At 69.3% G+C, this 26270-nt stretch carries 17 protein-coding genes and 1 pseudogene; 14 read left to right on the top strand and 4 right to left on the bottom strand.

Annotation, left to right across the window (positions count from 1 at the left end):
• Window positions 1-509: 509 nt before the first annotated feature.
• The 4 genes from B100_RS0119020 to aepY all read left to right on the top strand — a co-directional run bounded on the left by B100_RS0119020 (window position 510) and on the right by aepY (window position 10509).
• The gene (locus B100_RS0119020; RefSeq protein WP_024886023.1) at window positions 510-7574 is read left to right on the top strand and encodes a type I polyketide synthase; all 7065 of its coding nucleotides are present in this window, start codon (window positions 510-512) and stop codon (window positions 7572-7574) included.
• A 14-nt stretch (window positions 7575-7588) separates the two neighbouring features.
• On the top strand, window positions 7589-8629 hold the full coding sequence (locus B100_RS0119025) for a ketoacyl-ACP synthase III family protein (RefSeq protein ID WP_024886024.1): 1041 nt from the start codon (window positions 7589-7591) through the stop codon (window positions 8627-8629).
• 84 nt (window positions 8630-8713) lie between these two features.
• Window positions 8714-9409 carry a VTT domain-containing protein gene (locus B100_RS0119030; protein WP_024886025.1) on the top strand — a complete coding sequence of 232 codons (696 nt, stop codon included), beginning with the start codon at window positions 8714-8716 and terminating at the stop codon, window positions 9407-9409.
• Window positions 9406-10509, top strand: coding sequence for a phosphonopyruvate decarboxylase (aepY, locus tag B100_RS0119035; protein ID WP_024886026.1), 1104 nt, complete (start codon window positions 9406-9408; stop codon window positions 10507-10509). Before B100_RS0119030 ends, aepY begins: the two co-directional genes overlap by 4 nt.
• A 70-nt stretch (window positions 10510-10579) precedes the next feature.
• Here aepY and B100_RS0119040 read toward each other — a convergent pair whose 3' ends face one another.
• Window positions 10580-10981 carry a metalloregulator ArsR/SmtB family transcription factor gene (locus tag B100_RS0119040; RefSeq protein WP_024886027.1) on the bottom strand — a complete coding sequence of 134 codons (402 nt, stop codon included), beginning with the start codon at window positions 10979-10981 and terminating at the stop codon, window positions 10580-10582.
• Window positions 10982-11094: 113 nt separating this feature from the next.
• Entirely contained in the window at window positions 11095-12660 is a 1566-nt protein-coding gene (locus B100_RS0119045; RefSeq protein ID WP_024886028.1) for an MFS transporter, read from the bottom strand.
• A 756-nt stretch (window positions 12661-13416) separates the two neighbouring features.
• Between B100_RS0119045 and B100_RS0119050 the strand changes: the two genes are divergently transcribed.
• The 8 genes from B100_RS0119050 to B100_RS0119085 all read left to right on the top strand — a co-directional run bounded on the left by B100_RS0119050 (window position 13417) and on the right by B100_RS0119085 (window position 23795).
• On the top strand, window positions 13417-14139 hold the full coding sequence (locus tag B100_RS0119050; RefSeq protein WP_037723074.1) for a CTP synthase: 723 nt from the start codon (window positions 13417-13419) through the stop codon (window positions 14137-14139).
• Between the two features lie 109 nt (window positions 14140-14248).
• Window positions 14249-16771, top strand: a complete 2523-nt coding sequence (locus tag B100_RS0119055) for a molybdopterin-containing oxidoreductase family protein (RefSeq protein ID WP_024886030.1) — start codon at window positions 14249-14251, stop codon at window positions 16769-16771.
• Window positions 16772-16826: 55 nt separating this feature from the next.
• On the top strand, window positions 16827-18149 hold the full coding sequence (gene aroA, locus B100_RS0119060) for a 3-phosphoshikimate 1-carboxyvinyltransferase (protein WP_024886031.1): 1323 nt from the start codon (window positions 16827-16829) through the stop codon (window positions 18147-18149).
• Entirely contained in the window at window positions 18146-19681 is a 1536-nt protein-coding gene (gene gpmI / locus B100_RS0119065; protein ID WP_024886032.1) for a 2,3-bisphosphoglycerate-independent phosphoglycerate mutase, read from the top strand. The genes aroA and gpmI overlap by 4 nt, the downstream gene beginning before the upstream one ends.
• Window positions 19678-20031, top strand: coding sequence for a hypothetical protein (locus B100_RS0119070; protein ID WP_024886033.1), 354 nt, complete (start codon window positions 19678-19680; stop codon window positions 20029-20031). The genes gpmI and B100_RS0119070 overlap by 4 nt, the downstream gene beginning before the upstream one ends.
• A gap of 393 nt (window positions 20032-20424) precedes the next feature.
• Window positions 20425-21297, top strand: a complete 873-nt coding sequence (locus B100_RS0119075) for a phosphate ABC transporter substrate-binding protein (protein ID WP_024886034.1) — start codon at window positions 20425-20427, stop codon at window positions 21295-21297.
• Between the two features lie 3 nt (window positions 21298-21300).
• On the top strand, window positions 21301-23118 hold the full coding sequence (gene pstC / locus B100_RS0119080; protein ID WP_024886035.1) for a phosphate ABC transporter permease subunit PstC: 1818 nt from the start codon (window positions 21301-21303) through the stop codon (window positions 23116-23118).
• A complete protein-coding gene (locus B100_RS0119085; RefSeq protein ID WP_024886036.1) occupies window positions 23106-23795 on the top strand; it encodes an ATP-binding cassette domain-containing protein in 690 nt (229 codons plus the stop codon). Before pstC ends, B100_RS0119085 begins: the two co-directional genes overlap by 13 nt.
• 96 nt (window positions 23796-23891) lie before the next feature.
• On the opposite strand, the gene B100_RS0119090 is transcribed toward B100_RS0119085, so the two are convergent.
• Window positions 23892-24233, bottom strand: coding sequence for a metalloregulator ArsR/SmtB family transcription factor (locus B100_RS0119090; RefSeq protein WP_024886037.1), 342 nt, complete (start codon window positions 24231-24233; stop codon window positions 23892-23894).
• Window positions 24234-24349: 116 nt separating this feature from the next.
• A complete protein-coding gene (locus B100_RS0119095) occupies window positions 24350-24709 on the bottom strand; it encodes a metalloregulator ArsR/SmtB family transcription factor (protein ID WP_024886038.1) in 360 nt (119 codons plus the stop codon).
• Window positions 24710-24871: 162 nt separating this feature from the next.
• On the opposite strand from B100_RS0119095, the pseudogene B100_RS0119100 reads away from it, so the two are divergent.
• Both B100_RS0119100 and B100_RS0119105 read left to right on the top strand, forming a co-directional pair.
• Window positions 24872-25612: pseudogene (locus B100_RS0119100) on the top strand (NAD(P)-binding domain-containing protein); the annotation flags it as partial.
• 75 nt (window positions 25613-25687) lie between these two features.
• Window positions 25688-26146 (top strand): ArsI/CadI family heavy metal resistance metalloenzyme, encoded by a 459-nt coding sequence (locus tag B100_RS0119105; protein ID WP_024886040.1) that lies wholly within the window; start codon window positions 25688-25690, stop codon window positions 26144-26146.
• The last annotated feature ends 124 nt before the right edge of the window (window positions 26147-26270 follow it).

Raw genomic sequence — 26270 nt, forward strand, 5'->3', positions numbered from 1 at the left:
ATCACTCATCAGGATCGGCTCCTGTCGCGGCGGCTTGGAGGCGACGCGGGAGCGAGCGCATCACGACCGCCTATATAGATAAACAACGAATCAAGGTTCCAGCCTTGCCCCTACTTCGATGAATGTCAACCAGAGGCCACACCTTCGCGGGTTGTGACGAGCGTCACTCTGCGCCGCGTTGCGCGGACGCCGCACGTCGGGTCAATCTCGATACATGTCGAAACAACGGGGGTAGCGGCACAGGGATCACCCGCCCAGTGCCACAGCGACATCGGGGAACAGCGGCTGTGCCGATAGCCGCACCCGGCCCGTGAACGATCAGTGCGCTCGCCCCGCACAGGACCGTTCAGCCAGCGGAGCCGGCTCTTTCCCGCCCCACTCCCGTGTCTGTCCCCGGTGTGTGCGCCCGCCACCGGTCCGGCCCTGCCGCCGGTCCGCCGCGCCCATGCCGCAGCTCCTTCCGTGCTGCTTCACCAGTGAACGGCTTCGCCATGCCCGGAAGGACATCCATGCCTCACGACTCCACCCGCGCGGCTGAGACCGCCAGTGAACCGATCGCCATCATCGGCATGGCCGGACGGTTCGCCGACGCCACCAGCCCTGAACAGCTCTGGGACATGCTGCTCCAGGGCCGCGACGCCATCACGGACATCCCGCCCGAGCGCTACGACATAGACGCCGTCTACGACCCCACGCCCCGCACACCCGGCCGCACGGTGAGCCGGTGGGGCGGCCTGCTCCGCGACATCGACGCCTTCGACGCGGAATTCTTCGGCATCTCCCCCCGCGAGGCCGACCGCATGGACCCCCAGCAGCGGCTGCTGCTGGAAGTCGCCTACGAAGCTCTCGAGGACGCGGGCCAGCCCCTTCCCCGCATCGCCGGCACCGACACGGGCGTCTTCATAGGCCAACTGGGCGGCGACTACTGGCACATGCAGTACGACGACCGCGATCAGCTCGACCTGTACGCCATGACCGGTGCCGCCGCCCGTGCCATCACCTCCGGCCGCCTGTCCTACGCCTTCGACCTGCGCGGCCCCAGCTTCACCGTCGACACCGCCTGCTCCTCCGCGCTCGTGGCCGTCCACAACGCCGTACAGGCGATCCGGCTCGGCGAATGCCCCCTGGCGATCGCCGGCGGCGTCAACCTCGTCCTGCTGCCGGAGGAAGGCGTCGTCTACTCCGGCGCCGGCATGCTCGCTTCCGACGGCCGCTGCAAATTCGCCGATGCCTCCGGTGACGGCTTCGTACGCAGCGACGGCATCGGCGTGGTGATCCTCAAACCGCTGTCGGCCGCCCTGGCCGACGGTGACCGCATCCGGGCCGTCATCCGCGGCTCCGCCGTCGGCAACGACGGCCAGAGCAGCGGCTACCTGGTCACCCCCGCCGTCGAGGGACAGCGCGACGTACTGCGCCGCGCCTACGCCAACGCGGGCGTGGACCCGGCCGACATCGACTACATCGAGGCCCACGGCACCGGCACCAGCGTCGGTGACCCGGTCGAACTGCAGGCCCTGGCCGACATCGTCGGGCCCCGCCCGCCCGACCGGCGCTGCCTGGTCGGCTCGGTCAAGACCAACATCGGTCACGCCGAAGCAGCTGCCGGCATCGCCGGACTCATCAAGGCCGTGCTGTGCCTGGAGAACAAGACGGTCCCTGCGAACCTGCACCTGAACATCCCCAACCCGGCCGTCGACTGGGACAACCTGCCGCTGACCGTTCCCACCCGGACCACACCGATGCCCGCGCAGGACCGGCCCGCCATCGCAGGGGTGTCCAGCTTCGGCTTCTCCGGCACCAACGCCCACCTCGTCCTCGAAGCCGCTCCCGCCCCGGCCGCTCCCACCCCGGACACACAGACGCCGGCCGCGCGCAGCGAGCTGCTGGTGCTGTCCGCCCTCACTCCCGAAGCCCTCACCGACACCGCCCGCGCCATGGCCGGCCACCTCGACGGCCCCGGCGCCCAGCACTCCCTGCGCGACATCGCCCACTCGTCGGCGCTGCGCCGCACCACCCACGACGCCCGGCTCGCGCTGCCCGTCGACAGCCACGCCGAGGCCGCTGCCGCCCTGCGGGGCTTCGCCGACGGAGAGAACGAACCCGGCCTGTCCTTCAGCGACTACACCGACCCCGAAGCGGCGCCGAGGATCGCGTTCGTCTTCCCCGGCCAGGGCTCGCAGTGGCCGGGCATGGGCCGCGAACTCCTCGAGACCGAACCAATCTTCCGCCAGACCATGCAGGCCTGCGACGACGCCATCAAGACCGAGACCGGCTGGTCGGTCATCGAACTGCTGCGCTCTGCGGACGAGGAGCGGCTCAAGCAGCTCGACGTCATCCAGCCGACCTTGTGGGCCATGGAGATCGCCCTGGCCGAACTGTGGCGGTCCTGGGGCATCGAGCCGGACGTGGTCATAGGGCACAGCATGGGGGAGTCCGCCGCCGCCTACATCTCCGGCGCGCTGTCGCTCTCCGATGCCGCAGCGGTCATCTGCCGCCGCAGCCGGCTGGCCAAACGCCTCTCCGGACGCGGCACCATGGCCTGGGTCGCCCTGCCCGCCGACGAGGCCGCAGCCGCACTGGCCGGTCACGAGGACACGGTGGCGGTGGCTGCCATCAACAGCCCCACCTCCACCCTGCTGTCCGGCGACGGCGACGCCCTGGACCAGGTGCTGGCCGCCCTCGACGCCCGCGGCGTCGACAACCGCCGGGTCAACGTCGACTTCGCCTCGCACTGCCCACAGATGGACGCCCTGCGCGAGGACCTGCTCACCGAGCTGTCCCACCTCACCCCGCGCGCGGGCCGCATCCCGCTCCACTCCACCCTGCTCAACGAAGTGATCGACGGCTCTGGCATGGACGCCGACTACTGGGTGCGCAACATCCGCCAGCCGGTCGACTTCGTCGGCGCGGTCCGCGCCCAGCTCGACCTCGGCGACACCGTCTTCGTCGAAGTCAGCCCTCACCCGCTGCTCGTGTCCGGTATCCGCGAGACCAGCCGCATGGCCACCGGCGCGGACACCACCGCGGTCGCCAGCCTGCGCCGCCACTCCGACGAGCGCAGCGCCCTGCTCACCTCGGCCGCGGCCCTGCACACGGCCGGCGCCGGCCTCCACCTCGGCACACTGACCGCAGGAGGCCGCTACGTGCCCCTGCCGTCCTACCCGTGGCAGCGCACCCGCCACTGGATCAGCCCTGTCCTCACCCCGGCAGCGCCCGCCGCTGCGGCGACCGCCGAACCCGAACCGCCCCGCAGGCCCGCGCATCCGCTGCTGGGCCGGCCGGTCCGCGGCGAGGGCAGCACCCGCATCTGGCAGGGCCCTCTGCATCTGGCCGACAACCCCTACCTGCGTGACCACTGCATCCAGGACACGGTCATCTTGCCAGGCACCGCCCATCTGGAACTGATCGCCGCCGCCGCCCGCACCGAACTGGGCTCCGCGGCGCTGTCGGTGAGCGACGTGCGCTACCACCGCGCCCTCTTCCTGGACGAGGACGGGCCCGCACCCGAGGTCCAGGTCACCCTCACCCCACGCACGGACGGCTCACTGCACTGCCGTATCCAGAGCCAGGACACCGACACCAGTGACTGGATCCTGCACACCGAAGCCACCACCCGTGCCCTGCCCGGCGGCACTCCCCAACCTGACGAGCCGCTCCAGTCGATCCGCGCCCGCCTGCCGCAGCACCAGGATGCCAGCGACTTCTACCCGTGGAACGCAGCCCGCGGAAACCAGTGGAACGGCACCTTCCAAGGCATCACCGAGCTGTGGCGCACGGACTGCGAAGTCCTCGCCCAGCTGACCTGCCCGGCCGCACTCGTGGACGGCCTTGCCCTCCACCACTTCCATCCGGCGCTCCTGGACGCCGGCGGCCACGCCATGGCCGCGGCCCGCCCGCTGACCGTTCCCGGCGAGGAAGGCGTCTTCGTCCTCGGCGGCATCGACGAGGTCCGCTTCTACCAGCAGCCGCCCGCCTCGCTGTTCAGCCACGCCAGGCTGCTTCCGTCCCCGCGCGAGGACTCCTTCGTCGCCGACATCGACATCCGCGCCGACGACGGCCGCCTGATCGCCCAGATGCGCGGCCTGCGCCTGCAGTACCTGGCCGGCCACGCCCCCGCCCTGCTCAACCCCCTCACCGAGGACGCCGTGACGCCACCCCGTACGACCGACACGCCGGCCTCCGCCGCAGGCAGCGACCTCGACACCTGGCTGCACACTCTCACCTGGGACGAAGCCCCCCTGCCCGCTCCCGTCACACCCACCACCGATCCGGACGGTTTCTGGCTGGTGCTGACCGACAGCGGCTCGACCGGGCGAGCCCTGGTGCGGGAGCTGACCGGCCGCGGGCAGCGCGTGGTGGCCGTCACCGCCGGCGCGGGCCGCCTTGCCGGAGGCGGCGACCGCTACCGCATCGACCCCACGCAGGAAGAACACTTCCGAGAGGTCCTGGGCGATGTCGCCCGCTACGGCGCCTGCCGCGGCATCATCCACCTGTGGGCACTGGACGCCCAGGTGGGCCTGGACGCCACGCCCACCGAGATCCGTCGCGCCCAGCTGCTGGCCGCGCACAGCGTCCTGTACCTGGCACGGGCCCTGGAGAAGGAACCGCTCGACCAGCCGCCGCTGTGGCTGGTCACCCAGCTCGCCCAGGCCACCGGTAAGGCGGAACGGGTACGCCACCCCCTTCAGGCCGTGTCGTGGGGACTGGGCCGCACGCTGGCGGCCGAGACCCCCGCGCTGTCCCCGCGCATGGTCGACCTCGACCGGTCCGCGGCCAGTGTCTCCGCCTTGGCGGAGCTGCTGCAGCACGCAGACACAGAGGACCAGATGGCGCTGCGCGACGGAAGGCGCCTGGCAGCCCGTCTGCGCCCGTCGGCCGCCACCCGCGTGCCGCAGGCCCTGTCGCTGCCCTCGCCCGGCGTCATCGACGACCTGCAGCTGACCGAGACCCCCTCGCGTGCCCTCGCCGCTGACGAGGTCCGTATCCAGGTCAGCCACGCCGGCGTCAACTACCGTGATGTGCTGCTGAGCCTGGGCATGTACCCCGGGCAGGACGACAAGCCTCCGGTCATGGGCTGGGAGTGCGCCGGCACGGTCAGTGAGATCGGCGGCGGCGTCGCCGACGTCGCGGTGGGCGATGAGGTCATTGCCTTCGCCGAAGGCTCGCTGGCCTCCGAAGTCGTCACCCGCGCCTGCCTCACCGCGCCCAAGCCGGCCAGGCTGACCGCGGCCGAGGCCGCGACTCTGCCCGCCGCCTACCTCACCGCCTACCACGCGCTGAACGACATGGCCCGCCTGGAGAGCGGCCAGAAGATCCTCATCCACACAGCCACCGGCGGCACCGGCCGGGCCGCGCTGAACGTCGCTCGCTGGAAGGGAGCCCGTGTCTTCGCCACCGCCGGCAGTGACGCCAAGCGTGAGCTGCTGACCGAGCTCGGTGTCGAGCGGGTGGCCGACTCCCGCAGCCTCGCCTTCGCCGAGACCTTCAAACCGGCCGTCGGCGAGGAGGGCTTCGACGTCATCTGCAACACCCTGGCCGGTGAAGCCATCGAAGCGAATCTGTCGCTGATGGCCCCGTACGGGCACTACCTGGAGCTCAGCAAGCGCGACATTCTCGACAACAACTCGCTGCCGCTGGGCGCCTTCTCCCGCAACCTGTCCTTCCACGCCATCGACGTCGTGCACATGATCCAGCACGCTCCCGCACGTGCCGGAAGGGTGCTGCGGGCCGCCGCCGCCCTGGTCGACAAGGGCGCTTTGGAGGCGCTGCCGCACACGGTGTACCCGGCAGAGAAGGCCGCGGAAGCCTTCCGCCTGATGGCCCAGGCCCGCCACACCGGCAAGATCGTATTGTCGTTCGGGCAGCCGCCCACCGCAGCGACCGGCCCGCGCGGCCGGGCTGTGATGGTGCACGCCGACGGCACCTACCTGATCACCGGCGGTGCGGGCGGCATCGGTGGCCGGCTGGCACTGTGGCTGGCCGACCAGGGAGCCCAGCACCTGCTGCTCACCGGCCGCAGCGCGCTGCTGGCAGATGACGCGGCGCTGGACGAGGACCACCCGCAGGCCGCCGCCGTTGCCGTGCTCAGGCAGCTGCGCGAGCGCGGCGTGCACGTGACGTATCAGGCCGTGGATGTGGCCGACACCCAGGCCATGCGGGCCATGCTCGAGTCCCGGCGCCGCGCGGGCCGGCCGCCGGTTCGCGGTGTCTTCCACGCGGCCGGGGTCATCGATTACACCCCGCTGAGCGACATGAGCGGCGCCGAGATGGACCGAGTGCTGGCGGCCAAGGTCTCCGGTGCGTGGAACCTGCACCGGCTGCTGCGCGAGGAATCGGTGGAGGCGTTCGTTCTGTTCTCCTCCGGCTCCGCCCTGCTCAGCTCCCCCATGCTGGGCGGGTACGCGGCCGGCAACGCCTTCCTTGACGCGCTGGCACACCATCGTCATGCCCAGGGACTGCCTGCCACCGTCGTCAACTGGGGATTCTGGGACAGCGTCGGCATGGTGGCCCGCAAGGAGCAGCAGGAAGAGCGCACGCTGCTGCCGCAGGGCATGAGCTCCTTCAGCCCGGCCGACGGACTGACGCTGCTGGGCAGGATCCTGACCGAAGGCCGGGTGCACACCGCGGTGCTGCCGGCCGACTGGCCCGCCTGGGCCCGCGCCTACCCGGGTGCCGCGACAGCTCCGCTGCTGCAGCACCTGATCGGCGGCGGCCGGACCAGGCAGCATGCACCGGCCCATAAGGAGCGGGGCGTCGAACCTGTCGCTCCGTCTCAGATCACCGAGCCCGCCGTGCCGCGCCCGGCCACGCCCGCGCCGGTTCCGGCGCCGGCCGCCCCTGCCACCGTCCCCGAACCTGTGGCCGCAACCCGGCCCGCGCCGCAGGCCCCGGTTTCCGCGCAGGCGGCGCCCGGCGGTGAGCTGCTGGACTTCCTCAAGCAGGAGGTCGCCGTGGTGATGGGACTGCGCCCGGAACGGGTCAACACCAACCGGCCGCTCAACCGGCTCGGCATGGACTCCCTCATGGCCGTCGAACTGCGCAACCGCATCGANCGCCGCTACCAGGTCAAGCTGCCCATGGTCCAGCTCCTCAAGGACGGCACCNTCACCACCGTCGCACAGGCCCTGGCCGCCGAACTGAACTCCGCAGACGGCCCGGCGGACACCGTGCCGCCGTCGACGGGCGACACGCCCGCGGAAGTGGTCGCCGCATCGGTCGCACCGGCCTCCGAAGCAGCCGTTCCTGCCGCCGTACCGTCCCTCCCCTCTGCTGGCGCGCCGCAGACTTCCGCCCCTGTGCAGGCGGCGCCCGGCGGTGAGCTGCTGGACTTCCTCAAGCAGGAGGTCGCCGTGGTGATGGGACTGCGCCCGGAACGGGTCAACACCAACCGGCCGCTCAACCGGCTCGGCATGGACTCCCTCATGGCCGTCGAACTGCGCAACCGCATCGAACGCCGCTACCAGGTCAAGCTGCCCATGGTCCAGCTCCTCAAGGACGGCACCATCACCACCGTCGCACAGGCCCTGGCCGCCGAACTGAACTCCGCAGACGCCTCGGCCCGACCGAGCGAGTGACGAGGACCGACTTCATGAAGACCACCGACATTCGCATCGCCGGACTGGGCACGTACATCCCCGAGATCGTCGATGCCCGCAAAGCCGTCGCGCTGGGCCTGTACGACGCCGACGAGTACGAGTTCTACGGCTGGACCGGCGCCGCGGTCGCCGGCGACATGCCCGCTCCGGACATGGCGATCGCCGCTGCCCGGCAGGCCATGGACCGCTCCGGGCTGCACCCGCACGACATCGACGTCCACGTCCACGCCTGCGGCCACGAGCAGGGGCCCGAGGGCTGGTCGCCGCAGCATTACATCCTGCGGCACCTGACCGACCGCGACGTGCCCTCCTTCCGTGTCTGGCAGGCCTGCAGCGGCCTGATCGGCTCTCTGGAGCTGGCCGCCTGCTACCTCAAGGCCGTGCCCGAACGCAACGCCGCTCTGCTCACCGGCGCCGACAATGTCGGCACCCCCAACTTCAACCGGTGGGCCTTCGGCATCCAGAACGGTGTCCTCGGAGACGGAGGCAGCGCGGTCCTGCTGTCGAAGTCCGAGGGCTTCGCGAGCCTGCTGTCCATCAACACCGGCTCCACCGCCGAGGTGGAGGAGCAGTACCGCGGGACCGAGCCGCTCTTCCCGCCGTCGCTGACGGTCGGCCGCGGCATGGACTTCAAGGAGCGTCTGGCCGCCGCCGGCGGACTGGAGGAGACCGTCGCCGAGGTCGTACGCCGCCAGGGCGAACTGCGCACGGAGATAGCGCTCCGCACCCTGGCCGAGGCCGGCCTGGAACCGGGCGACGTCACCCGCGTCTGCCACGTCTTCACCGGCCAGGAGAGCTACCTGAAGGTCATCCTCGACCCGATGGGACTCTCCCCCGAGCAGGGCCTGCTCGACTTCGGCCGCAACCTCGGCCACATGACGGTCAACGACCAGATCGTGGGTCTGACACACCTGGTGGAGACCGGACAGGTCGGCCCCGGCGACCACGTCCTGATCGTCGCCCACGGCGGCGGGGTGTCCATCACCTGCGCCGTCGTACGCATCGACGAGCGGCCCAGCTGGGCCGCCGTCTGATCACCCGCGCCCGTCTGCCGGCCCCGCAACGGGGCCGGCAGACGGCATGTCCGCTCACTCGCACCATCACCCAGGGGGACACCCGTGCAAAACCTCGCCGCATCACCCCTGCTCGACGCCGAAGCGCTCATATCCGGCTTCGGACTGCTGGGCATCATGGCCACCGTCTTCGCCGAATCCGGCCTCATCGTCTGCTTCTTCCTGCCCGGCGACTCACTGCTGTTCACAGCGGGGCTGCTCGTGGCCAACGACCAGTTCCTCCACCAGCCCCTGTGGGTGGTCATGCTCGCCATCGCCGTGGCCGCCGTCCTGGGTGACCAGTTCGGCTACGCCTTCGGCCGGAAAGTGGGCGGCGCCCTCTTCCGCCGTCCCAACTCCCGGTTCTTCAAGCAGGAAAACGCCGAACGGGCTCAGCAGTTCATGCTCAAGCACGGCCCTAAGGCCCTGGTGATGGCCCGCTTCATCCCCGTCTTCCGCACCTTCATCCCCATCACCGCCGGCGTCGGACGCATGGCGTACCGCACGTTCTTCCTGTTCAACGTGATCGGCGCGGTCCTGTGGTCGGTCAGCCTGACGCTGGTCGGCTATTACCTGGGCCAGATCGCCTTCGTCCGCAACAACATCGAAGCCATCGTCATCGGCATCGTCCTCGTCTCCGGCATCCCCATCATCGTCGAGGGCATCAAGATGCGGCGCCGCGCCCGCAGCGCCCCGGCCGCAGCCCATGAGACGGCCACCGTACGGTCCACCACCCCTGAAACGGAGCTGCCCCGTCCATGATCTCCGCACAAGACTTCTGTGACCTGCTGGCCGACCGCGGCTTCACCCTCGCCAGCGGCGTTCCCTGCTCCCACTTCGGCGGCCCGATCGCGCACCTGAGCACCCGGCCGGGCCGGTACGTGCCCGCCCCGAACGAGGGCAGTGCACTCGCGGTGGCCGCCGGCGCCGCTCTGGGTGGGCAGCGCGCCTACGTCATGCTGCAGAACTCCGGGCTGGGCAACCTCATCAACCCGCTCACCTCGCTGGTGATGACCTACCAGTTGCCGATCCTGACCTTCACCAGTCTGCGCGGCTGGCCCGACCCGGCCACGGACGAGCCCCAGCACGCGGTGATGGGGCCGGCGACGCCCGGGCTCCTCGACAGCGTCGACACCCCGCACCACACCTTGTACGCGCAGGACGGAGTGGAGGAGTTCTCCACGGTCCTGGAGAGGGCGGAGAAGGACCTGGCCGCGCAGCGGGCGCCGTTCGTGCTGGTCGAGCGCGGCGCCATCGGCAAGGCCACCGCGGCCAACGACCCTCACACCGACGGCTTGCCGGCCGCGGAGGCCATCCGGCTCGTCACCGCGGCCGCACCGCAGGCGGCTGTCGTCGCCACCACCGGTTTCACCGGTCGTGACACGTTCGCCGTGGCGGATGCACCCGGAACCTTCTACATGCAGGGGTCCATGGGTCATGCCTCCTCGATCGGCCTCGGGGTCGCGCTGACGCATCCGGAGCGGACCGTGGTGGTCCTGGACGGGGACGGCGCGCTGCTGATGCATCTGGGCGCGTTGTCCATGATCGGCAGTGAGGCACCCGCCAACCTGATCCACGTGGTGCTCGACAACCGGGTACACGAGTCGACGGGCGGGCAGGCGACGACGTCGGCGACCACCTCGTTCCCCGACATGGCGATGGCCGCCGGCTACGCCGGCGCGGTCGTCTGTGACCGTGAAGACGCGGTGCGGGCCGCGATGGTGCGGGCCCAGGCCGCTTCCGGCCCGCACCTGATCTGCATCAAGACGCTGCCCCGCACGGGCGCGATCCCGCCGCGTGCGACCAACGCACTCAGCACTCCGGACATCCGGGACCGCTTCCAGAGCAACCTGCGGCAGTAACGCGCCTCATGCCGAAGGGGCTGGTGTTCCACGCTTCAGCATGGAACACCAGCCCCTTCGGGGTGAGCGGTCAGGCCCCTTGGGCAGCAGAGGGCTGGTCGGCCTCCGTTTGGAGGCAGGCCGCCACCGTCTCGGGGTCCATGGCGGCCAGACTGGCGAACATGCGCAGCGGCTCGGCCAAGGTCTGGCAGCACATCACGTACTGATTGCTGCGGCCCTTGGGGATCGCCTCGACGAGGTTCTGCTCCCGCAGCGGGGCCAGGTGATGGCTGACCAGGGTCTGGCTCAGGCCAGTGGCCTGCTGCAGTTCCTTGACGGTGCGGGGACGCTGGGCGATCAGCAGGATCAGTGTCAGCCGGGTCTCGTCCGCCAGGGCCCGCAGCTTGGGTGCCAGCATCTGTGCCCGTTCGCGTTCACTCAGCCACTGGGCAGGATCGCTGACCGCCACCCTGAGCTTCGATGGCCGGGCCATCGCCACCTCCCTCTCACCCGCGGGCCGGCCGTCCGGCCCGGGCACCCTGGTCCTGTCCTGCGGGCCGGACCGGGTTGCGGAGTCGATCCTATGCACTGTCCGCTCCCGGGTCTTCAGGTGGTGGCAGGAGCGTCGGCACTGTCGCTGTGAGCGGCGACTTCGGACTGTCCTGTGCCGTCGTCTCCGGTGACACGGGAGCGGGGCAGGATGAACGCGGCCGCCACGGCACCGACTGCGGCAACGCCGACGGCGATCAGCAGCGTGGTGGCGAATCCACCGACGAACGACTGCTGCGCGGCCTCCAGGACACGCTGGCCGGCGGCGCCACCGAGCTGCTGGGCGACCGCGGACGCGCCTGCCAGGGACTCGTGTACCGCTTGCCCGGCCTCGCCGGGCAGCTGAGCGGCCTGGGGCAGGTCGTCGCGGTACAGCGTGGCGATCACGCTGCCGCTGATGGCGATACCGAGCGCGCCGCCGACCTGCATGCCCACGTCCGCCACCGCGGAGCCGGCTCCCGCCTGGCGAGCGGCGGAGACGACCAGGATGGCGTCGACGGCGGCCGGCAGGGCGATGCCCATGCCGAGGCCGAACACGGCCAGTCCGATGAGCGCCTGTGTCTCGTCGTCGACGGTGAGCCCGGCCAGGATGCCCAGTCCCGCTGCGCACAGCAGCAGACCGAGCACCACGGTGGCCTTCAGCCCCGTGCGTTCCACCAGCTTCGCCGACAAGGGGGCGCCCACCATCATCGTGCCGATGGCGAGCATGCGCAGGCCCGCGCCCAGCGGGTCCAGTTCGAGCACCGACTGCAGGTACTGGGTGAGCAGGTACAGGCCGCTGTAAAGACCGAAGGAGGTGCAGGCGATGGCCAGGGCACCGCCGCCGTAGCGGGCGTTGAGGAACAGGCCGACGTCGAGCATCGGATGGGCCGTCTTCCGCTCCCACACGACGAAGGCGACCATCAGGACTACGCCGAGGAAGAGGGAGCCGAGGGTGATGACGTCACCCCAGCCGTTGTGCGGAGCCTCGACCAGGCCGTAGACGATGGCGACCAGTCCGGCCACCGACAGAAGGGCGCCGACGAGATCCAGTCCGGGGTGGCCTTCCGCCTTCGATTCGGGGATCAGCTTGGCTCCGCCGATCAGGGCGATGGCCGCCAGGGGCACGTTGATGAGGAACATCGAGCCCCACCAGAAGTGCTCCAGCAGCAGGCCGCTGACGAGCGGGCCGAGCGGCACGCCGACGGCGGCCGCGCCCGACCAGATGCCGATCGCCTTGCCCTGTTCCTCACGGGGGAAGACGTCCTTGATGATGGCGAGGGTGGCGGGCATCATCAGCGCGGCCGAGATACCCATGAGGGCGCGGAAGGTGATCAGCATTTCGGCGTTGGAGGCGAACGCGGCGCCGAGGCTGGTCAGCGCGAAGGCGCCCAGTCCGACGGAGAGCAGCCTCTTGCGGCCGAACCGGTCCGACAGGCCGCCGGCCATGAGCAGCAGTCCGCCGAAGGCCAGGGCGTAGGAGTCGACCATCCACTGCAGTTGGCTGCTGGTGGCATCCAGGTCCTTCTGGATGCTGGGCAGAGCCAGGTTCAGGATGAGGGTGTCCAGGCCGATCAGCACCAGGCTCAGGCACAGGATGTTCAGGATCTGCCATCGGCGGGGATGGCCGGCAGAGGGGTTCACTTGCTTCTCCTCGAACGCAACAGGTCGGCGCCCCGTAGGGCGGCCGGGGTCGGCCTGCCTGCGGGGGAATGAAAGGGCAGGCCGACCACAGCCAGGCCAAACTAAACAGCATTGGCCGTTATCAACAGTCATCACTGTTGATAACGGCCGACTTTGTGCGCTGGTTCCGGCCATCTCCCCGATACCCTCACAACTCGCCCCCCGTCCAGCCCAGTTGCTGCGCTGGCGTGCGCAAAGGCGCACACGGCAACCCGATGACCCGCCAAGCGGAACCCCGTGGGCAGCCTTGCCGGATGGGGCGCCGCTCGCGGCAACGTGGCTGGTGAGGCTGAGGTCGGATGCGTTGCTCACGCCCTCCCGAGGTGGCCGGGTACCTCGGTGCAGAGATGGCGCGATCATTTCCAGTCCGCTGAAGAAACCCTCGAATACTTAGACCGCCATCGATAGATTGAGCGAGAAGCAGCACGGGGGTCCTGCAGAAGGGCTCCCGCACGGGGTGCATCGGGGGGCTGGAAGACATGCGTACATCCGGTAGGCAGCGACTCGCAGCCACACCTCCGCCGAAGCGGCGATAGCACCCCTCACTTTCTCTGTCCCGGGATCCGTGCGTGGCGGCACGGTCCTGACATCACCTCAGGCAGCACCACTTCCGCGCAGGCGGAGCGCTCGGCACGCGCTCTGCCGCGCCCACAAGGCTGGGACCGTCACTGGCGATGACAGTTCCACACCTTCCTGAAACAGTTGAAGGGGAAAACGATGTCAGTCTTCGCTCAGCCACGCCTTGCCCTGGTGGGAGACCGCGGCAATCACGACGAGCCGTCCCACCCGAAGATCGACGCGATGCGTGAGCAGTGGGACCTGACCACCGAGTGGATACCGACCACCGAGATACACGACGCCTCTCGCCTGGACGGCTTCGACGGCATATGGGTGGTGCCGGGAGCGCCGTACTTCAACCAGAAGGGCGTGCACATCGCCGTACGTCACGCCAGGGAGAACCAGCTGCCGTTCCTGGGCACCTGCGGCGGCTTCTTCAGCGCCCTGATCGAGCACGCCCAGAACGTGCTGCACCTGCCGGAGGCAGACGGCGTCGATGAGGACCCCGAGAAGCTGATGCCTCTCGTGACACCGCTGAAGTGCTCCTTCCGCGGAGAGAAGGCTCCTTTGAAGGTCAAGGAGGACTCCCGGCTCGCCACCATCTACGGCACGACCGAGGTCGAGGAGATCTTCCACTGCGACTACGGGCTGACCGACACCTTCATGAACGCCGCCAATCAGGGCTCGCTGCAGCTCAGCGCCTGGGACAGCGACGGCGCACCGCGCGCACTGGAGATCACCGGCCATCCGTTCTTCATGGGCAGTCTCTTCCAGCCCGAACTGTCGTCCGCGCCGGGAGCCGAACACAAGATCCTCAAGGCGTTCCTGGCCGCCGTACGCACCAAGGCCGCCGCCGGCGCTCTGCCGACACCCACGCACTGACCACCACAACGCATCTGCTTGTCACAAGGCCGTGCGGCGACCCGCACGGCCCGGGCACCGCCATGCCCGCCTCGTTCCCCACACCAGGCGGAAGGATCCCCACGTCTCCATGAAGCACGATCAGCACGGCCTGTCCCGACGCGGCTTCGTCCGCGGCAGCGTCATCGGCGGCGCCGGCCTCGGAACGCCGGTCCTGCTTCCGCTGGTCTCCGCACACGCCGCCGCGGAACCCGGCGCAACGAGCGGGACACCCGGACCCGGCGGTCGGACAGGCACGGACTTCACCGACCGGTCCGCTGCCCTGACCCCTGACAAGACCGTCGCCACAGCCTGCCAGTTCTGCAACTCCAACTGCCGACTCAACGTCGATCTCAAAGCGGGCCGGGTACTGGCCGTGCGCGGCGAGGACCGCGACCCCGTCCAGCAGGGACAGCTGTGCGTCAAGGCCGAGCTGATGCCTCAGCTCGTCTACAACGCCGAGCGTCTGACCCGCCCGCTGCGTCGCGTCTCCGGCGCCAAGGGCTCGCCCCACTCCAAGTTCGAGGCCGTGAGCTGGGAAGAGGCCCTGCGCACCATCGCGACGAAGTTCCTGGCACTGCGCGATGCCGGACAGGCGCACACCATCGCCAACCGCACCACCGGCCGCCTGCCCCGTGGCACCGGATCGCTCGTGGCCCGCCTGTTCACGATGCTGGGCAGCCCCAACAACACCGACGTCGGCCCGGTCTGCAACGACGCCGGCGGCAACGCCCTGGCGACGACCTTCGGTCTGGGCAACTTCACCAACGGGTACGGCACCGACGGGTCGACGGGCAAGGACGACCTCGGCTCAGCCCGCCACTACCTGTTCCTGGGCACCAACCAGGCCGAGACCCACCCGGTGACCTTCGACTACCTGCTGCGCGGCCGGGAGAAGACCAAGGCCACCCTGACCGTCGTCGACCCGCGTCTGACTCCCACCGGAGCCGTCGCCGACCGGTGGGTGGCGCCCAAGCCGCACACCGACCTCGCGCTGCTCCTGGCCATGCTCCACCACATCGTGGAGGAGGGGCTGTACGACAAGGCCTTCGTCAAGCGCTGGGTGGTCGGCTTCGACGAGCTGCGTGCCCATCTGGCCAAGCACCAGTACACCCCCGCATGGGCGGCGAAGGTCACTGGTCTCAAGGCAGACGTCATCACCGAGATGGCCGTGGAGTACGCGACGGCGAAGCCGGCGGCGATCTTCTGCAACGCCGGGATCTCCCACCAGCTCGGCGCGTTCGACACCTACCGGGTCGCCACCTTCCTGTCCGCGGTCACCGGCAACATCGGGCAGCCGGGCGGCGGCTGCAACTTCATGCACAACACCTGGCCCGGCGACCTCCACCTGCCGCCGCTGAAGGCCGAGGTGCCCGAGCGGCGCGAAGCCCTGCCGGTCGGTCCGGACTACTTCGCCGAGTCCATCCTGACGAACAACCCCTACCGGCTGCGCGCGGTGATGACCCAGGGCAACCCGCTGGTGTCCTCCGCGAACACGACCAAGGTCAAGAAGGCCTTCGAGCAGCTCGACTTCTACGTCTACACCGGCCTTTTCATGGAAGAGGCCGCGTACTACGCCGACATCATCCTGCCGGTCTGCAGCGGGCTGGAGATGGAAGGCGTCTACATGCGCCGCGACGACCGGGCCATCCGCTGGCAGGACCAGGTCGTCGACCGGGTCGCCGAGTCCCGGCCGGACTGGGAGATCTGGATCGGCCTGGCACACGCCCTGGCGGAGCTGGACACCCGCCGACCCGGCACCGAATGGCGTGAGGCGTTCCCCGAGCGGTGGATGGACTACAAGAACCTGTGGGACGACTTCGTCACCCACACCCCCGGCATGGGCGGCATGACCCGCACGCGGATGCGCAAGCGGACCGAGCCGCTGCGCTGGCCGTGCCCCACCACCGACCACCCCGGCGTGAGCACCCTCTACCTGGACCACCCCAGCTGGTACCAGGCCGCCGAGTCGCTGAACCCCGCCCACCGGGGCAAACGCTTCCTCACCTCCAGCGGCAAGGTGGAGATCACCACCTCGGAGCTGGAGAAGAAGCTGGCCGTCACCGGCCACAGCGCCCTGCCGATCTTCTACACGCACCCCGAGGTCACCGGGAAGAACCCGACCCTCGCCTACAGCAGGAAGTTCGTCCCCAACCCCATCAACCCTCAAGCCGTCACCCATCCGGTACGACTGGGGGTGCCCGGCAGCGACGCGGTGCACCGCGACTTCCCGCTGATGGGCATGACCGGCCGGCCCAGCGTCGTCCACTTCGCCGAAGTCACCCACTGGACACCGACGGGCAAGCAGCTCAATGGCATCCGCTTCATCCAGATCCATCCCGACACCGCTCGCCGCCTGGGCATCGCCGACCGCGACGACGTCCGCGTCGAAAGCCCCCGCGGATCGGTGACGGGCACGGCTTTGCTGTGGGAGGGGATCAGAACGGACACCGTGTTCGTCCCCAACACGTTCGGCCCTGCCCAGAAACTGGGCGACCTCTTCGACGACCCACGCTACGAGGCGGCCAACACCCTCCCCGACGACCGCTTCTACGACAACCTCTCCGGCCAGCAGGCCTTCAAGTGCTTCGCCTGCCGGGTCGTCAAAGCCTGAACCACGCACCTGCCGCAAGCATCCACCACCCGTCGCCCTTCGCTGGAGGCACCACATGTCCCCCACGCCCGACCCGCGCCTCAAGGCCGAGTCCCTCACCGTCCGGACACTGGACGGTTTCGACGAGACCGTCCGCGTCCTGGGCTCCAAGAGCTACACCAACCGCTACCTGGCCATCGCCTCCCTGTCCGGGCAGGAAACCGTCATCGACAACGCGCTGCTGTCGGACGACACGGTCTACCTCGCCCGCGCCATCGAATCGTTCGGCCACGTCACCTGCGACGTCGACCACGCCACTGCCCGCATACGCGTCACCCCCACGGGCAAGGCGATGCACGCCCCGAGCGAGGAGATCTTCGTCGGCGGTGCGGGCACCCCACTGCGGTTCCTGATCTCCATGGCCGGGCACGCCGAAGGCACCACGGTCATCACCGGCAACGCCCGCATGCAGGAACGCCCCATGGGAGACCTGCTCAAGGCCCTGCCCGCACTCGGCGTGGACGCCACCGCCGTACGCGGCAACGGCAGCCCGCCCATCCGTGTGATTGGCGGCTCCTTCAAGGGCGGCGCCACGTCCATCAGCGGTGCCGTGTCCAGCCAGTTCACCTCCAGCCTCATCATCAACGCGCTGCGCGCCCAGACCGACACCGAGATCACCATCAGCGACGAGCTGATCTCCAAGCCGTACGTGGAGATGACGCTCGCCGCGCTCAAGGAGATGGGCGTCAGCGTCGACCGGGACGAATACCGCCGCTTCACCGTCCCAGCCGGGCAGCAGGCCCGCGGCGGACAGGTGACCGTCGAGCCGGACGCCTCCGGCATGTCCTACTTCCTGGCCGCCGCCGCCATCCTGCAGTCACGGGTCGTCATCCCGGGCATCGGCGCCGGCTCCCACCAGGGAGACGTCCACCTCGTCCAGGCCCTGGAACGGATGGGCTGCCGCACCGAGGTCACCGACGACTCGATCACCCTGACCGGCGGACCGCTGCGCGGCATCGACATCGACATGGAGGCCATGCCTGACGTCGTGCCCTCCCTGGCGATCGCAGCCGCCTACGCCGAGGGCACCACCCGCATCACCAACATCGCGTCCCTGCGCGTCAAGGAATGCGACCGCATCGCCGCCGTCACCACCGAGCTGCGCAAGATGGGCATCAGCGTCGAGGAACACGCGGACGCGATGTACATCACCGGCGGCACCCCGCACGGCGCGGTCATCGACACCTACGACGACCACCGCATCGCCATGACCTTCGCCATCGGCGGCCTGCGCACCGACGGCGTGGTCATCAAGGACCCCGGCTGCGTCGCCAAGTCCTTCCCCACCTTCTGGCAAACCCTCGACACCCTGCACCCCACGCTGGAGAGCACCAAGTGAGCACACCCGAACCGGTGCTCGCCGGCCCGGGCATCCTCCTGGTCCTCGACGGCTGGGGCCACGCCGACGCGGCCGACGACAACGCCCTGACGCTGGCCCGGACTCCTGTCCTGGACGACCTGGTCGCCCACCACCCGAACACCCTGGCCGAGGCCTCCGGCGATGCGGTCGGCCTGCTCCCCGGCACGGTCGGTAACTCCGAGATTGGCCACATGGTCATCGGAGCCGGACGGCCCCTTCCCTACGACAGCCTCCTGGTCCAGCAGGCCATCGACAGTGGTGTCCTGCGCGCGCATCCGCGGCTGGGCGCCCTGCTGGAGAAGACTGCCGCGACAGCGGGCGCGCTGCACCTGATCGGTCTGTGCTCGGACGGCCAGATTCACGCACACGTCGAGCACTTGAGCGAGCTGCTGGCCGCCGCAGCCGCACAGCAGGTGCAGCGCGTGTTCATCCATGCGATCACCGACGGTCGGGACGTCGCCGACCACACCGGCGAGACCTACCTGGCGCGGGTGGCCGAGTTGACCGCCCAGGCCGGGGCGGGACGGATCGCCACGGTCATCGGCCGCGGCTACGCGATGGACAAGGCCGGCAACCTCGATCTGACCGAGCAGGCGGTCGCCCTGGTCGCCGACGGGCACGGCTCGCCCACCGACAGTGCCCGCACAGCGGTCGGCTCGAGTGAACGGGGCGACGAGTGGGTTCCCGCGACCGTGCTCACGCCTGCGGGAGACGCCAGGATCGCCGACGGGGACACGGTTGTGTGGTTCAACTTCCGCAGCGACCGCATCCAGCAGTTCGCCGACCGTCTCGGCGAGCACCTGACGGCCACCGGCCGCTCGGTGGACATGGTCAGCCTGGCCCAGTACGACACCAGCACCGCCATACCCGCTCTCGTGGAGCGCGCGGACGCCTCCGGCGGTCTCGCCGACGAGCTCGCCGCGGCGGGGCTGCGCAGTGTCCGCATCGCCGAGGCCGAGAAGTTCGAGCACGTCACGTACTACATCAACAGCCGTGACGCGACGGTACACGGCAAAGAGGAACACGTGCGCATCACCGGCGACGCAAAGGCCGACTACGTCGCGCGTCCCCGGATGAACCTTGACCGTGTCACCGCGGCCGTGGTCGAAGCCTCCGCCCGTACGGATGTCGCTCTGGTCATCGCCAACCTGGCCAACATCGACGTGGTCGGACACACCGGCAACCTCGCCGCCACCGTCACCGCCTGCGAGGCCACCGACGCCGCGGTGGAGCAGATCCTGCGAGCGGCCCGGGACAGTCACCGATGGGTCCTCGCCGTCGGCGACCACGGCAATGCCGAACGCATGACCAAGCAGGCACCGGACGGCACCGTGCGGCCCTACGGCGGACACACCACCAACCCGGTCCCGCTGGTGGTCGTCTCCAACAGGAGCGACACAGCGGCACCCGTACTGCCAAAGAGGGCCACGTTGGCCGATGTGGCCCCCACCGTCCTGCACCTGCTGGGGTACAAACCCGGATCCGCAATGACAGGAAGGCCCCTGCTGTGAGTTCCCTCGCACCCGACCAGGCACTGTGGCATCAAGCTCCCGCTCTGTCCGACTGTCTGGACGAGCCTCACATCGCGGCCGCGTTCACCGAGGACGCTCTCGTCCGCAGGCTGGATGCCGGCAGCATCGAGGGGGTGCTGCACGAGCCCGCCGACCGCTCGCGCGTGGTGCTGGGCCTGCACAACTCGTCCCCGGCAAAGGCTCGGGTCAACCTCAACGCCCTGCTGCCCGAAAGCGCCGACTGCACCTGGCACTTCCTCAGCGGCTCCATGCACACCAGCCACGCAGCCGACGGCATGTACGTCCACCTGGACGCGGCCGGCACTGTCTGGCTCACCGCGGCCTCGTAAAGACCGCCGCATGCCGGGCCACATCGTCCGGTCATCTGCGTTCGTGTGCCGACGGGTGTGAACCGCCGGCACCGCTCGCCAGATTTACCGCAGCCTGCACGGGCAGCCCTTCCACGAGGGTGTCGTCCCGTGTCTCTTTCAGGGCACCGCCAACCCCGAAGGACCTGACATGTCCATATCTTCACTTCCCTCGGCACCGGCTGTCGCCGTTGCCTCAGCCTGCCTGGCCAATCCGCTTCTCAGGACCGCAGGCACGACCGACCGGGATGTGTCTCTTCCCCGGCCGTCCCTTCCCCTTCCGTTACACCGGTGACCGCCCAGGGGGCATCGCAGCACGCCGCGTTCCACCTCGCTTCACCAAATTCGGTCACGCACGTCGGAAGGGCTTCAACAATGTTCAGCAAGAATCGCCGCCGCGCATGCCTCGTCATCTCGGCTCTGGCCGTGACGTCCCTGGCAGGCTGCGCCGACGGCGGAGCAGGAAAGGACGGCGCCCTGCGGGTCAGCGGGTCGACCACCGTAGCGCCGGTGGCCGCCGACGCGGCCGAGGCCCTCAAGGTTGACGGGCTCGACATCACCGTGGCCACTCAGGGAGGTTCAGCCGGCGGCATATCTCAGCTTGCAGCGGGCCAGATCAACATCGCATTGAGCTCGAAGCCCTTGGCCGAAGAGGACAAGGCCGCGAACCCGGACACCGATTTCGTCACCACACAGATCGGTGCGGACGCCGTAGGTGTCATCGTCACCAAAGAAGTCGCCGACGCCGGGGTGAAGAACCTCACCGTCGACCAGGTTCGTGACCTGTTCGAGGGAAAGATCAACAACTGGTCGGAAGTCGGCGGCCCGGACCTGGCGGTCTTCGTCTACGACAAGGAGCCGGGACGCGGAACCCGAGAGGTCCTGGACAAGTACATCTACGGGGACGAGAAGGCCCCGCCGCCGCCGGAGTCGGGCAATTACGCCATCGTCGGCGGCAACCTCGAAACCCGCAACAAGCTGGAATCCACCCCGGGCGCCGTGGCACCGCTGTCCACCAGCTTCATCGAAGGGCGCAAGGGGCTGGCCGCAGTGACACTCGACGGCATCGAGCCTTCCCCGGAGAACATCGCGTCCGGCAGGTACCCCATGGCCCGGCCTCTGTACTTGATCACCGACGGCGCACCGGAGGGATCCGCCAAAAAGTTCATCGACTACATCCTGTCCGCCAAGGGCCAGAAGCTGATGACCAAGCACGGCTATCTGACGCTCAAGCACATCGGGAAGTAGCCGATGGCCACCAAGACCCTGACTCGGCCGCCCGTCGCACCCGGCACCGGCAGCCGCCCACGCCCCTCGAAGTGGATCTGGGGCTGGGTGTATGCCGGGGCGTTCGCCGTGGCGGCTCTGCTCCTGACTGTCGTCGGGTATCTCACCGCAGGCGTCGCCAGCGGGCACGTGGACTGGCTGGAGCTGCTGTCCGAAGCCTCGTGGAGCCCAGCCAACTCCGTGTACGGCGGCCTGGCAATGATCTACGGCACGGCGGTGGTGTCGGTTCTCGCCCTCGTCATCGCCGTGCCCATCAGCTGGGCAGCAGCCGTGGCACTGTCGGAGTACCTGCCTCCCCGTTTGGCCCGGCCACTGCGTATGTGCGTGGAACTGCTCGCCGCCGTACCGTCCATCGTCTACGGCCTCATCGGCATCATGGTCGTCCGTCCCGTCATCGCGCAGTTCGCCGACGTGCCCGGCGGGGACAGTCTCGCGGCCGCCGGCATCGTTCTCGCGGTCATGATCACTCCGACTATCGTGGCCGTCAGTGTCGACGCACTCGCCGCAGTGCCCGACCGCGTCCGCGAGGCCGCCTACTCACTCGGGCTCACCCGGCGGGAAGTGATCCGTTCTGCGGTACTGCCGCTGGCACGGCCGGCCATGCGAGCGGCTGTTCTGCTCGGTCTGGCCCGGGCACTGGGCGAAGCCATCGCCGTGTTCTTGGTCGTGGGCCGGGCGGACGGCAGGCTGCCCACCAGTTTCGGAGGGGTCTTCGACTCGCTGGTCCATCCCGGTCAGACGCTGACGACGAAGCTGGCCGGCCCGGAACCTGTGTTGGCCGGAACATCCGGTCCCTACTTCGCCGCTCTGTGCGGACTCGGCCTCATCCTCCTGGCGCTGGTGGCTGCCGCCACTGTTTGGGGCACACGAGGTCGCGCCCGCGGCTCGGCGGCCGAGCGTGTCTCTCCCTTCCGGCACCGGGGGACGCCGCGGATGCGGCTGCAGCGGGACCGGCTGGTGATGGCGTTGCGGATGGGTGCCCTGCTGCTGCCCAGCATCCTCCTCGTCGGCATGCTCGCTCTGCTGGTGACGCGGGGAAGCTCGGCATTCAATCCGTCCTTCTGGTTCACGTCGGCGACGGGCGCGGCCGGAGGAGGGGTGCGTGACCAGATCGTCGGCACCCTGCTGCTCATCGCCACCACGGCCATCCTGGCTCTGCCTCTGGGCTTCGGCGCGGGCGTCCTGATCGGGATTCACGCCTCTGAGCGCACGGCACGCGTGCTGCAGACGCTCACTGTCGTTCTCGGAGGGGCTCCGACCATCCTGCTGGGTCTGGCTGGTTTCGTGATCCTGTCCACCACGATGGGATGGGGCCGGTCCTGGCTGGCAGGCGCGATCGTGCTCGTTCCCGTCGTGGTGCCGGTGATCGCTCTGACCACCTCCGCCCGCGTCAGGAGCATCCCTCCGGAACTCACCGAGAGCGCCCTGTCCCTGGGGCTGACGCGCGCTCAGTTCGTCCGCTCCGTCGTCGTTCCATACACCTGGCCGGCGACGATCACCGGCCTGCTCCTCGGCCTGGCCCGAGCTGCGGGCGAAACCGCTCCGCTGCTGTTCACGGCGACTGTCTTCTTCGGCGCGCCCGCCGTGCCGAGCGGCATCGTCGAAGCGCCGGTGCAGGCCTTGCCGACCCACATCTTCACTCTTTCCCAGGACTCGGGTGACCCCCAAGCCGTCACCCAGGCATGGGGAAGCGCGATGGTGCTGGTCTTGATCACGGCAGTACTTCTCAGCGCGGCGGTCGCGCTGCGCAACCGCTTCGAGGGAGAGCGATGGACAACATAATCAGCGTGCGCGAGCTCCGCGTACGCAGCCGCGAGAAAACTCTGGTCGGACCCGTCTCGTTCAGCCTCGAACACGGGTCCACCACCGGGTTATGCGGACCGTCGGGGGTGGGCAAGTCCACCGTCTTGCGCGCCTTGGTGGAGCTGCTGCCCAACGGGCTGAGTCGTGACGGGGAACTGCGGGTGCTCGACCGGACGATCACGCCCGGTAAGGGAGAGGCCGATCTGAGGGCCAAGATCGTACTCGTGCCTCAGACGCCGGTCGTCTTCGGCGGCAGCATCCTCGACAACGCCCTGTTCGGTCTCCGACATGTCCTGAAGGCCTCCCAGGAAGTCCTGCGGGAGCGGGCGGAGCAGGCGCTGGAGGAGGCCGGGTTGTGGAAGGAGGTTGCCGACCGGCTCGATTCGCCCGCGCAGAACCTGTCCGCAGGGCAGCGCCAGCGGCTCTGCCTTGCCCGGGCCCTTGCTCTGGAGCCGGCAGCACTGCTGCTCGACGAGCCCACCAGCGCACTCGACGAACGCAGCAGGGACAAGGTCGAACAGTCCATCGCCGCCCTGCATGGTCGTCGAGCGGTTCTGCTCGTCTCCCACGATCCGGCCCAGGTGGAGCGTCTGTGCGATACGACGGTTCACCTGGACCAGCCCGCGGTGGCATCCGCGGCTGCCGCCGTGGGCTGATCACTGGCGTTCGGAAAGCATCGCACCACCGGGCTCCCCCGCTCGGCCTCCGGCCCTGGACCGTGGTGTCCGAAATCGGTGGAGCCGGAGTGCTGGTCACGCGCCGACTTGGCTGCGCTGATGCAGGATCTGCATCAGCGCAGCGCGCACCCCCTCACTCAGTCTGTAGTAGACGAGGCGGCCCTCACGTCTGCTCTCGATCAGACCGATGCAGCGCAGCCGTTTCAGGTGGTGGCTGACGGTCGCCGGGGACACCCCGACGTCCGCCAGTTCATGCACCGCGGCCTCGGCTCCGGCCCGTTCCGCGAGCTGCATCAGCAGCTGCAGGCGAACGGGGTCCCCGAGGGTTTTGAACACGTTGGACCACCAGAGCATGTCGGCTGCGCTCAGCTTCAAGCACGTGCCGTCACAGAAGGCGTCGGCCTCTTTCTGACACATGGCGTCTCCCCTCCCAGCGTCCCTTCCGGGATCCGTCACCGGTGGGCATGTCCACGTGCCCGGGAGCCGCTGTATCTGGCCGGAGCATCCGCCTGCGGACGGCCGCCGTCGACTGTTCAGGTGCTCTGCGACAGCAGGCCCGCCATGGCTGACAACACTCCAGGCGCGACGCGGTAGTACACCCAGCTGGCACGGCGCTCGGACTCAAGAAGCCCGGCTTCTCGCAGCTTGCGCAGGTGGTGGCTGACCGTGGGCTGGGAAACTCCGACGTCCTGGATGTCACAGACGCAGGCCTCACCGGCCGGCTGAGCCGCGATCTTCGAGAACAGCCGCAGCCGGACGGGATCGGACAGCGCCTTGAAGATCATGGCGATCTTCTCCGAGTCCGCAGCGGACAGTTCTTCCTTGCCCAGCGGCTGGCAGCACCATGACGCGGTGGCGTGCAGGTCGGTGGAGCCCATAGCCAGATTAGACATACCTCTATGTTGACAGGCATCTAATCATTTGCCAAGCAGTGAACGGAACCCCCTACGCCCGAACGGGCGCAGATTCGATGAACTTCTATGTTGACGGACATCGATCTCAGGTGCATGCTGATCAGTATCGACAAACGTCGAAGCCGAGGAGTCGTCGCAATCATGTCCACCGCCTCTGTTCCGCCCGTGGTCGTCATCGGTGCCGGCCCCATCGGTCTGGCCGCCACGGCCCACCTCTCCGACCGCGGCCTGAACCCCCTCGTTCTCGAAGCGGGCCACACCGCCGGCACCGCCGTGCACGACTGGGCGCACGTACGCCTGTTCTCCACCTGGGGCGAAGTCGTCGACCCGGCCGCCGAGAAGCTCCTCGCCCCGACGGGCTGGAGCAAGCCCGACGCCGACACCTACCCGAGCGGCGGCGACTGGATCGAGCACTACCTGCGGCCGCTCGCCGCCGTTCTCGGTGACCGGGTCCGTTACGGCGCCCGGGTCACCGGCGTCTCGAAGGCCGGCCGCGACCGCATCGTGGACGCCGACCGCGACACCCAGCCCTTCATCGTGCACGTCCAGCACACCGACGGCCGCGAGGAACGGATCCTCGCCGCCGGTGTGATCGACGCCTCGGGCACCTGGGACCTGCCCTCTCCGGCCGGGGGCAGCGGTCTGCCGGCCCTCGGCGAGCGGACGGCAGCCGACCGCATCAGCTACCGCATCCCCGACCTCACGGACCCGGCCGTTCGTGACCGTTACGCGGGCAAGCGCACCGCCGTCACCGGCTCGGGCGCCTCCGCGTTCACCGCCCTCGCCGCACTGGCCGAGTTGGCACGGTCCCAGGACGGCACGGCGACGAAGACGGTGTGGGTGCTGCGCCTCTCCCCCAGCCCGGTCACCGCGTCCGGCGGTTGTTGCAACGCCTGAACGCCCCTGCCCAACGCCGTCACGGCCGCGTGCACCAACCAACCAGCAGAAGGAGCTCTCATGTCCCGGGTACAGCTCGCCCTGCGAGTACCTGATCTGCAAGCCGCGATCGCCTTCTACAGCAAGCTGTTCGACACCGCACCGGCCAAGCTTCGTGACGGCTATGCCAACTTCGCGATCACCGAGCCTTCACTCAAGCTTGTCCTCATCGAAGGAACGGACAGCGAGGACACACGCCTGGACCACCTCGGCGTCGAGGTGGCCTCCACCGAAGACGTCCAGACGGCCGCCGCCCGGCTGGCCCAGGCGGGGCTGGCCACCGCGGAGGAGAAGGACACCACCTGCTGCTACGCCCTGCAGGACAAAGTCTGGGTGCGCGGCCCCGGCCAGGAGCCGTGGGAGGTGTACGCGGTCAAGGCCGACGCCGACACCCTCGCCAAGCAGGCCGGCAGCACTTGTTGCGGCCCTGCAGCCGCCACCCGGCCCGAACAGTGGTCCGACGCGGCTGGTTGCTGCTGACGGCACATGAGCGACCTCTCCACGGCCTCTTCCGCGACCGCGGCGTTCAACAGACCGACGCGGCCGCGGAAAGCCCTGCCCGCCCTGTGCCTGACCCAAATCACCAGCTGGGGCATCGTCTACT

The organism is Streptomyces sp. CNH189 (assembly GCF_000527195.1).